This is a genomic window from Paracraurococcus ruber, assembly GCF_004353985.1.
In the GTDB taxonomy this organism is placed as follows: domain Bacteria; phylum Pseudomonadota; class Alphaproteobacteria; order Acetobacterales; family Acetobacteraceae; genus Paracraurococcus; species Paracraurococcus ruber.
Map to the genome: position 1 here is coordinate 25045 of NZ_SMOA01000047.1, position 9855 is coordinate 34899.

The 9855-nt window shown below is 73.3% G+C and carries 7 protein-coding genes; 2 read left to right on the top strand and 5 right to left on the bottom strand.

The annotated features are described in order from the left end of the window. The first annotated feature begins 26 nt into the window (after window positions 1-26). Window positions 27-668: a DUF2459 domain-containing protein gene (locus E2C05_RS11490; protein ID WP_158292060.1), complete on the top strand. Its 642-nt coding sequence runs from the start codon at window positions 27-29 to the stop codon at window positions 666-668. A gap of 105 nt (window positions 669-773) precedes the next feature. Here E2C05_RS11490 and E2C05_RS32940 read toward each other — a convergent pair whose 3' ends face one another. From E2C05_RS32940 to E2C05_RS11510, 5 genes are all read right to left on the bottom strand, one after another. Beyond that, entirely contained in the window at window positions 774-920 is a 147-nt protein-coding gene (locus E2C05_RS32940) for a hypothetical protein (protein ID WP_158292061.1), read from the bottom strand. 106 nt (window positions 921-1026) lie between these two features. Then, complete coding sequence (locus E2C05_RS11495; RefSeq protein WP_158292062.1) at window positions 1027-2541, bottom strand: TolC family protein; 1515 nt, start codon at window positions 2539-2541, stop codon at window positions 1027-1029. An 11-nt stretch (window positions 2542-2552) separates the two neighbouring features. Continuing rightward, entirely contained in the window at window positions 2553-5699 is a 3147-nt protein-coding gene (locus tag E2C05_RS11500; protein WP_133219772.1) for an efflux RND transporter permease subunit, read from the bottom strand. 230 nt (window positions 5700-5929) lie between these two features. After that, window positions 5930-7315, bottom strand: coding sequence for an efflux RND transporter periplasmic adaptor subunit (locus tag E2C05_RS11505; protein WP_205082785.1), 1386 nt, complete (start codon window positions 7313-7315; stop codon window positions 5930-5932). Window positions 7316-7692: 377 nt separating this feature from the next. Then, window positions 7693-9231: an acetolactate synthase large subunit gene (locus E2C05_RS11510; protein WP_133219774.1), complete on the bottom strand. Its 1539-nt coding sequence runs from the start codon at window positions 9229-9231 to the stop codon at window positions 7693-7695. Between the two features lie 119 nt (window positions 9232-9350). Here E2C05_RS11510 and E2C05_RS11515 point away from each other — a divergent pair, with 119 nt between their 5' ends. After that, window positions 9351-9812, top strand: a complete 462-nt coding sequence (locus E2C05_RS11515; RefSeq protein ID WP_133219775.1) for a hypothetical protein — start codon at window positions 9351-9353, stop codon at window positions 9810-9812. The last annotated feature ends 43 nt before the right edge of the window (window positions 9813-9855 follow it).

Consider the following 9855-nt stretch of genomic DNA (forward strand, 5'->3'; position numbering starts at 1 on the left):
GCCGCGCGCATGCGAACGCCTTGGGCGTGACTATCGCGCCCGCCCTGTCCCGTCGCAAGGCCGCGGCCGCGGCGCTCGGCCTGCTCGGCGGCTGCGCCGCGCGCCCGTCCCACCCCTGCGCCGCGGCGGCCGGCGCCGATGCCTGGGTGGTCGGGCATGGCTGGCATACGGAGATCGTGCTGCGCCGGGACGACCTCGCCGGGCCGCTGGCCGCCTTCCAGGCGCCCTTCGCCGGCGCCGCGGTGCTGGCCTTCGGCTTCGGCAAGCGCAGCTTCGTGCTGGCCGAAGCGGGGGCGGCGGAGGAATTGCTGCTCGGCCCGCTGCCCGGGCTGGGCGTGGTCCAGGTGAAGGGCCTGCGCCTGCCGCCGGACGCGGTCTATCCGGGCCGCGTCATCGGCCTGGCGCTGCCGCCGGGCGGCCTCGCGCCGCTCTGCCGCTTCATCGGCGACAGCCTGCGGAGGGAGGCTGGCGCGCCGGTGCCGGCGCATCCCGGGGCGCTGCGCGGCAGCCTGTTCTACGAAGCGGTGCCCGGCTACTCGCTCGGCTTCACCTGCAACACCTGGACGGCGGCGGCGCTGCGGCAGGCCGGCCTGCCGGTCTCGGAGGGCGGGGTGGTGCTGGCCGGCGCCGTGCTGGCGCAACTCGCGCCGCTGGGCTGCGCGGCGTGATGCCGCGGGCGGTCCGGCAACGCTGCCGGGCCGCCCCGGCCATCCTGTCCCGCGCCCTGCCGCCGCGTCATCCCGGCGCGCGGTGCCCGCGGCGTCCCGGCCCCGTCAGCGGCAGGGCGGCGCGCCGCCGCCGGGGCAGACCACCGTGCCGCCCGGCGGCACGATGATCACCTGCTGCGGCTCCGGCGTGCTGGTGAAGGTCGGGCTGCAGGCGGCGAGCAGGCCGGCGAGGAGCAGAATCGGAAGGTGCATGCGGCGGACATCCCTGTGGCGTCGCGGGCGACACTGGAACGGCGGTGCCGGGCGGGGCAAGGGCCCCTGCCGCGCTCTCCCCAGGGGTTGATCGGCCGGCGCCGCCCTACAGCCTTGGCGCGATGCCTGAGACGCCGGTCGCCTGCTCCAGCTGCGCCAGCGACAGCAGGTAGGCATAGCGCGCCTGGTTGGCCTGCACCCGCGTCGCGTTCAGCACCCTCAGCGCATCCAGCACGTCGATCAGGCTGCGGCCGCCGGCCAGGTAGGCCTGCTCGGTGCTGCGATAGGCTTCCTCCGCCCGGTTCAGCGCCCCGCCGGTATAGAGGTTGAGCAGCGCCCGCGCCTGCTCGTAGGTCGCCCAGCCGGCGGCGAAATCGGCGCGGGCCTGCAGCAGCGCGGCGCGCGCCTGCGCCTCCGCCTGGCCGGCCTGGGCGCTGGCGACGCCGATGTTCCCGCGCACGATCTGCTGGGTGAAGATCGGCACGGAGAACTGGATGCCGAAGCTGTTCACCGCATCCAGCTGGTCGCGCGAATTCGGCAGGTCCTGCGACAGGCGCGAGCGCCCCCAGGATCCGCTGACGGTGACGTCGCGGGACTGCCCGGCCTCGGCCAGCAGGCGGTTGGAATTGGCCGCCGCCAGCTGCCGCTGCGCCGCCACCACATCGGCCCGGCTGCCGATCGCCGAGGCCAGCTCGTCCCGGCCGATGCCGAGGTCGGGCACCGCGTCGAACCGCCCGCGCACGTCGAAGGCGACGGGGGAGAGGATGGTGCGCACGCTGGTCGGCGCGCTGGCCGGGCCCGGCGGCGCCTCGGCGCGGCCGCGCGGGCCGGGCTCCGGCGGGCCCAGCCGTCCGGGCTGGGACGGGTTGATGCCCAGCGCCGGGATGGTCCCGGCGCCGGCCTGGAAGGCGGCCGGGTCGGCGGAGAGCAGCGCCGCCACCGCGGCGACGCCCGCCGCATAGGCCTGGGCATTGGTGGTGACGTCGGATTCGAACTGCAGCCGGCTGGCCTGGAAGCGCAGCAGGTCGCCTTCCGGGATGGCGCCGTCGCGCAGCTGCCGGCGCAGCAGCGCCTCGGTGCGGTCCAGGCTCTGCCGGTTGCCCAGCGCAACCTCCAGGTTGGCGCGCGCCAGCAGCGCGCCCAGGAAGGCCTGGCGCAGGGCGAAGAGCGAGGTGCGGACCGCGTCCAGCACCTGTGCCTCGGCGGCGCCGATCTGGTCCTCGGCGACGCGGGTGCGCAGGGTGCGCTTGTTGCCGCGCTCCACCAGCACCTGCAGCCCGGTCTGGATGTTGTTGCCGGGCGAGAGGAAGCGGGCGCCCTTCAGCGCGCCCTGCGCCGTCTCGTTGAACTGGGCGAAGCTGTTGCCGACCACCACCTGCGGCGGCGGGAGGGAGGCGGCGACGAGCCGGTTGGCGCGCGCCGCATCCACGCCGCGGCGGGCGGCGATGACGACCAGGTTGCGCTCGACCAGCAGGGATTCCGCCTCGGCCAGGGTCAGCGGCCGCGCCGCCTGGCCGACCGGCAGGGGCAGGCTGCCGGCGGCGGCCGGGATGCTGGTCTGCGCCCCGGCCGGGCCGGCCAGCACGGCAAGGGCGAGCGCGGCGGCGGCCGGCAGGCGCATCGGCGGCAGCCTCATGCCCGGGCCCCCAGCGCCCTGGCGGGCCGGTGTTCCTGCCGCAGGTGCCGCGGCTTGCCGAAGAGATCGATCATGACGGGGAAGACCACCAGGATGAAGAGCGGCACGAGGCCGATGCCGCCGACGACGACCAGCGCCAGCGGCTTCTGCACATCGGCGCCGATGCCGGTGGCGAGCGCCATGGGCAGCAGGCCGGTGAAGCTGGCGAAGCAGGTCATGAAGACCGGGCGCATGCGGTCCACCCCGGCCTGGTCCAGCGCGGCGCGCCAGGGCATGCCTTCCAGCCGCAGGTGGTTGAAGTGGGACAGCATGATGATCCCCTCCATCACCGTGATGCCGAACAGCGCCAGGAAGCCGATGGCGGCGGGGACGGAGAAGTTGAGCCCGGCCGCGGCCAGCGCCGCGATGCCGCCGGTGAGCGAGAGCGGGACGATGGCGAAGACCAGCAGCGTCTCCCGCAGCGTGTTGAACTGGACATAGAGCAGGACGAGGATGAGGCAGAGAGCCGCGGGCACCACCACCATCAGCCGGCCCAGCGCCTCCTGCAGGTTGCGGAACTCGCCCACCCAGTCCAGCCGGTAGCCGGGCGGCAGCTGCACCTGCTGCTCCACCAGCTCCTGCGCCTCGGCCACCGTGCTGGCCGGGTCGCGGCCGCGGACGCTGAAGCGGATGGGGACGTAGCGCGACCCGTCCTCCCGGTAGATGTAGGACACGCCGGAGACCAGCCGGATGCTCGCCACATCGGCCAGCGTCGCGGCGCGGTCGCCGCCCACCGGGATGCGGCCGATCGCCTCCAGGCTGTCGCGGAAGGGCGCGTCGAGGCGCACCATCAGCGGGAAATTGCGGTCGCCGCCCGGCTCGTACAGCCGCCCGGCCTCCCGCCCGCCGATCGCCGCCTGCACCACCTCGTTGATGTCCTCGACCGAAAGGCCGAAGCGGGCGGCCCGCGCCCGGTCGATCTGCAGCGCGACGGTCGGCTGGCCGAGCGAGCGGAAGACCGCGAGGTCGGCCACGCCCTCCACCCCTGCCAGCACCTTCCTGATCTCCTCCGCCTTGCGGGCGATGATGTCGAGCTCCGGCCCGAAGACCTTGATGGCGTTGGCGCCCTTCACGCCCGATGCCGCTTCCTGCACGTTGTCGCTGATCGCCTGGGCATAGCTGAACTCGACGCCGATGAACTCGCGCGACAGCCTGGCCTGCATGGCATGCACCAGCTCGTCGCGGTTCTTGGCGGTGGTCCATTGCTGCGGCGGCTTCATCGGCAGGAAGAACTCGGCATTGAAGAAGCCGGCGCTGTCGGTGCCGTCGTCCGGCCGCCCCTGCTGGGAGGTGGCGGTGATCACCTCGGGGAACTCCATCAGCACGCCGCGGATGCGGTTCACCGTGGCATGCCCTTCCTCGAGGCTGATGGTGCCCGGCATGGTGGCGCGGACCCAGAGATTGCCTTCCTCCAGCGTCGGCAGGAATTCGGCGCCGAGCGAGGAGAGCAGCAGCAGTGCCCCGCCGAACAGGGCGGCGGCCAGCAGCAGGCAGACCGCGCGGGCCCGCATCGCCAGGGCATAGAGCCGCTTGTGGCCCCAGCGCAGGGCGCGCACCACCGGCGTGTCGCGTTCCCGGCTGTCCTCCTTCAGCAGGGCGGCGGCCAAGGCGGGGGTGATGGTGAAGGTCGCCAGCAGCGCGCCGATGATGGCGTAGGCATAGGTCTTCGACATCGGGCCGAAGATCCGCCCCTCGATCCCGCCGAGCGTGAACAGCGGGATGAAGGCGGCGATGATGATCAGCGCCGAGAAGAAGATGGCCTTGTCCACCTCCCCCGCCGCCCGCAGGACCGTGAGCGAGAGGCCGGACAGCTCCTTCGAGCCCGATGGCGGCACGTAGCGGTGGGCATGGCCGCGGGCCAGGCCGAGATGGCGGTAGATGTTCTCCACCATGATGACGGTGGCATCCACCAGCAGCCCGAAGTCCAGCGCGCCGAGGGAGAGCAGGTTGGCGCTCTCCCCCCGCATCAGCATCAGCAGGATGGCGAAGAGGAAGGCGAAGGGGATGGTCGCCGCCACCACCAGCGCGCCGCGGAAATCGCCGAGGAAGAGGTACTGGATGACAAGGATGAGGATCACGCCCTCGATGATGTTCTTCACCACCGTCTTGGTGGTGATCTTCACCAGGTCCTCCCGGTCGTAGAGGGGGACGATGCGCACGCCGGGCGGCAGCACGCCGCCGGCATTGATCCGCTCCACCTCCCGCTGCACGCCGCGGATGGTCGGCAGGGTCTGCTCGCCGCGGCGCATCAGCACCGTCGCCAGCACCACGTCGTCGTCCTGCTCATGCCCGGCGATGCCGAGCCGGGGCATGTTCCCCACCTCGACCGCGGCGATGTCGGAGAGCAGGACCGGCACCCCGCCCTCGGCCGCGACCACCACGCCGCGGACATCGTCGAGGCTGCGGATCAGCCCGATGCCCTGCACCACGGCGGCCTGCGGCCCGATGCGGATGGTGCCGGCCCCCACCGTGGCGTTGCCGGCGCGGACCGCCCGGATCACCTCCGGCAGGGTCAGGCCATGCGCCGCCATGCGCGGCAGGTCGACGACGATGTTGTAGCTTTTCGTCAGGCCGCCGAAGGACGTGACGTCGATCACCCCCGGCACCCGCTTGAAGCGGCGGTCCAGCACCCAGTCCTGCAGCGTCTTCAGGTCGGCGAGGGAATAGCCGGGCGGCCCGACCAGCCGGTAGCGCATGATCTCGCCGATCGGCGACAGCGGCGAGATCTGCGGGGAGACGCCTTCCGGCAGGTCCTGCAGCTGGCCCAGCCGGTTCAGCACCTGCTGCAGCGCCTGGTCGTAGGTGTAGTTGAAGTTGAACTGCACCCGCACGTCGGACAGGCCGAACAGGCTGGTGGAGCGGACCGAGGTCAGGTTGGGCAGCCCGGCCATCGCCACCTCCACCGGGATGGTGACGTAGCGCTCGATCTCCTCGGCGCTCTGCCCCGGATTCTGGGTGATGATGACGACCTGCGGCGGGACCGGGTCCGGATAGGCCTCGATGTTCAGCTTGGTGAAGCCGACCAGCCCGACCGCGATGAAGGCGAAGAACAGCAGGATGACCAGGGGCCGGCGCTGCAGCGAGAAGGCGACGATCTGACGCATGGCGGCGGTCCTGGCGGGAGTCGGGGCGGCGCGTCGCCGTCCCTGGCTTCTGTGCCATGGCCGGGCGGGCGCCGGCCAGGGGGTGTCGCGTCAGGGATGCGCCGCACCGGCCGCCGGAGGCGGCTTCCCGCCCCGCGGATGCCGGCCGGCGGCACCGGCCGACGGTCGCGCGATGCGGCCCGCGGCCACCACCGGACCGGCCAGCGGCAGGGGGCGCGGCGGCGCCGGCGTCAGTCGATGCGGGCGGCCCGGTCGATGAACAGCGCGCCGCCGGTGACCACATGCTCGCCGGCCTTCAGGCCGTCGGTCACCTCGACCACGTCGCCGGCGCGGATGCCGGGCTTGACCTTGCGCAGCATGAAGCGGTTGCCGTCCAGCGCCACCCAGACGCTGGCCTCGGCGCCGCGGAAGATCAGCGCGTTCACCGGCACCGCGACGGCCCGCTGCTCCTCCCCCACCGCGATGCGGAAGGTGGCGAACATCTCCGGCTTCAGCAGGCGCTCGGGGTCCTGCACCTCGGCGCGCACGGTCATGCGGCGGGTGGTCGGGTCCAGCCCGGCGCCGACGGTGGTGATGCGGGCATCGAATTCCCGGTCCGGCAGGGCGCCGACGGTGACCTTCACCTGCTGCCCCACCTTGATCAGCGGCGCATCCAGTTCCCGCACCGCCGCGACCAGCCACATGGTGGACAGGTCGGCGATGGTGAAGACCGGGTCCGAGGCGCCGGTGGAGAGCCACTGGCCCGGCCCGACCCGGCGCTGGGTCACGGTGCCGCCGATCGGCGCCGTCACCGGCACCACGGCGTTCACCATGCGGGTCTGCTCGATGGTCGCCACCTGCTCCGGGCTGCGGCCAAGCACGCGCAGCTTGTCGCGCGCCGCCATCAGCGAGGCCTGGGCGCTGCGCAGGTCCTCGGCCGCGGTGGCGGCATTGGTGCGGGCCTGCTCCACGTCGCGCAGGGACGCGGCGCGGGCGCCGTAGAGGCTGGCCTGCCGGGCTTCCTCCCGCTTCGCCTGGTCGAGCGTCGCCTTGGCCTTGCTGGCGCCGTCCACCGCCGCGAGCAGGTCGTTGGCGGCGCCGGCCAGGTCGGTCGTCTCCAGCTCGAACAGGGTGTCGCCGGCCGCGACCATGTCGCCCAGGCGGGCCTGCGCCCGCAGCACGCGGCCGTTGTAGGGGGAGAAGACCGGGGTTGCCCGGTCGTCGTTGTAGGCGATGCGGCCTTCCGCCACGCGCTCCGCCCGGAAGTCGCGGAGCTGCATCTCCTCGATCCGCAGGGCGCGCATCTCGGTGTCGGACAGGCGGAACTCGCCCTGGCTCAGCGGCTCGGTGTTGCTGGCGGGCGGGGAGGTCGGGACCGGCCGGTCCTGCTGCGAGACCTGCCAGGCATAGCCGCCGCCGGCGGCGATCGCGATCACCAGGACGGGGATCCAGAGGCGGCGGCGGCTGGCCGGCGCCTCCGGCGGCGCGGCCTCCGGCGGGGTGGCGGGCGGGGTTGCGGGCGGAACGGCAGGCCCCACCCCCGGCGCGGGCGGGGCCGGCGGCAGGGTGATGGTCTGGACGGCCGGCCGCACCGCATCACCCTCCGGCGCCGGATGCGGCTGGTGGATCATGTTCATCGCGTACCTGGACCCGCCACTGCCCGCATGTCCCGCACTCCTGCCCCTGCCTGCCACGGGTCCCTGCCCCGGCCGGATGACGCCGCGCGGCGCCGTCCGGTCCTGGCCAGGAGCCCTTATCTTCCGCTGGCCTTCCCCGGCGGCCCGCTGGTCCGGGACCCCCGCTGCCTGTGGCGGCGAGGGTCGCGGGCAGGACGCCGGGCCGGATCTTCCGGCGCGCAGGCCGTGACGCCGGCCGCCAGGGTCCAGCGCATCATGCAGGCCCCTGGTTTACCCCGAGATTGCGCGAAACCTGAAGTCTCAGAAAGTATGTTTCAGGCCTGCATTCTCATGCTGCAGCACAGCATGAGCCGGAAGCGGCCGAAGCGGCCGGGTCTTCAGATCAGCAACTCGATCAGGAAGGGTCCCGGGCGGGCGAAGGACTGGGCCATCAGGTCGCCCAGGCCTTCCAGCGTGCGGGCCTGGGCGGCCTCCACCCCCATCGAATTCGCCAGCTGCACCCAGCCGATATCGGGATTGCCCAGGTCGAGCATGTCCATCGCCGTCCGGCCGGGATTGGCGCCCACGTTGCGGTATTCGCCGATCAGGATCTGGTACTTGCGGTTCGACAGCAGGACGGTGGTGACCGGCAGCTTTTCCCGCGCCTGGGTCCAGAGCGCCTGAGGCGTATACATCGCGCTGCCATCCGCCTGCAGCGCGATCACCCGGCGGCCGCCGCCACCGATGGCGGCCCCTGCCGCCACCGGCGGGCCGTAGCCGATGGCGCCGCCGCAATTCTGCAGCCAGTCATGCGCCGGGGCGGCGACGGTGTGGGGGAAGAAGCCGCGGCCATAGGTCACGCTCTCGTCCACGATGATGCTGTCATCCGGCATCAGGGCGGCGACGGTGCGGGCCAGGCCCTCCGGGCTCAGCTCGCCGCGCGGCGCCTCCGGCCGCGGGCCGGGGTCGGCGATGGCGGCGGCCGGGGCGCCCAGCTCCTCGGCCAGGGCCCGCAGCGCCGCCTCGGCATCGTGCTCGAACCGGGTCAGGACATGGATCTCGCAGCCGGGCTGCCAGAAGCGGCTGGGCCTGCCGGGATAGCCGAAGAAGCCGATCGGCTCCTTGGCGTTGACCAGGACGATGTGCTCGTAGGGCTTCAGGGCCTCCACCGCCTGCTCGTTGACGTAGGGCACGCGGTCCAGCGGCAGCCGGCCGCGGCCGCGCTGGATACGGGCGTTGGACCCTTCGGCCAGCAGCGTCGCGCCGGTGGCGGCGGCGATGCGGTGGGCCTGGACCTGCGCCCCTTCCCGCAGGGCGATGCCGCCCAGCAGCAGCAGGACGTTGCGCTTCTCCCGCAGCAGCTTCGCGGCGTTGCGGATGCTGTGCGGGTCGGCCTGCGGCAGCGCCGGCACCGGCAGCGGCGCGGCGACCACGCCGCCCTCGTTCCAGGACGAATCGGAGGGCAGGATCAGCGTCGCCACCTGCCCGGGCGAGGTCCGCGCGGCCTGCACCGCCACCGCGGCATCGGCCCCGACATCCTCCGACCGGGTGGAGGTGCGGACCCAGGCCGAGGCGCCGCGGGCCCAGCCCTCGGTATCCGCGGTCAGCGGCGCGTCGAAGGGCCGGTGGTACACCGCCTGGTCGCCGACGATGTTGACGATGCCGCTGCGGGCGCGGCGGGCGTCGTGCAGGCTGCCCAGGCCATTGGCCAGGCCCGGGCCGCAATGCAGCAGGGTGCAGGCCGGCTTCTCGGCCATGCGCCAGTAGCCGTCGGCGGCGCCGGTGACGATGTTCTCCTGCAGGCCGAGCACGCAGCGCATGCCGGGGACGCGGTCCAGCGCCGCGACGAAATGCATCTCGCTGGTGCCGGGATTGGCGAAGCAGACATCGACGCCGCTGCCCAGCAGCGTCTTCACAAGGCTTTCGGCTCCGTTCACGGCAACTCCCCCAGGCGGCATCGAACGGGCCTCACCCTGCGTTGCCCCGCGACCGCCCGCAAGGTGGCCCCCGCACTCGCCCCCTTTTGCAACCGCAAGGGGATCCCCAAGGTCCATTGATGTACAGAACGATCCTCGCCGGTTTCGTCGCCGGCTTCGCCGCCGTCTTGGTGTTCCACCAGGGCACGGCCTTCCTGCTCCATCATGTCGGCAACGACATCCCGGCCGTCGTGTCAGTGCTCGGCAAGACCAACCCGCCCTTCAACCTGGCGGCGACCAAGCCGCTGGGCGTGCCGGTGGTGCTGTCCCAGGCCTTCTGGGGCGGGGTCTGGGGCATGGCCCTGGCGGCGCTGCTGGCGACGCTGCGGCCGCCGGCCATCCTGTTCTCCACCATCTTCGGCGCGGTGGCGCTGACCGCGGTGGCGGTGACGCTGGTGCCCTGGCTGAAGGGCCTGCCGGCCTGGAACGGCACCATTCCCTGGCGCGGCCTGCTGCTGAACGGCGCCTGGGGCTTCGGCACGGCGCTGATGCTGCTGTGGGCGCCCGGCCTGCGGGCGCCGGCGAGGCCGCTGACCGCCTGACCGGCGCGGGCCGGCCGGCGGCCCGCCGCCCGCCCGCCCGGTC

What these genes read in the sequence shown, in the direction of transcription:
- E2C05_RS32940 (WP_158292061.1), bottom strand. Translation starts at nt 920, where the DNA reads ATGCACCTTCCGATTCTGCTCCTCGCCGGCCTGCTCGCCGCCTGCAGC.
- E2C05_RS11495 (WP_158292062.1), bottom strand. Translation starts at nt 2,541, where the DNA reads ATGCGCCTGCCGGCCGCCGCCGCGCTCGCCCTTGCCGTGCTGGCCGGC.
- E2C05_RS11500 (WP_133219772.1), bottom strand. Translation starts at nt 5,699, where the DNA reads ATGCGTCAGATCGTCGCCTTCTCGCTGCAGCGCCGGCCCCTGGTCATC.
- E2C05_RS11505 (WP_205082785.1), bottom strand. Translation starts at nt 7,315, where the DNA reads ATGAACATGATCCACCAGCCGCATCCGGCGCCGGAGGGTGATGCGGTG.
- E2C05_RS11515 (WP_133219775.1), top strand. Translation starts at nt 9,351, where the DNA reads ATGTACAGAACGATCCTCGCCGGTTTCGTCGCCGGCTTCGCCGCCGTC.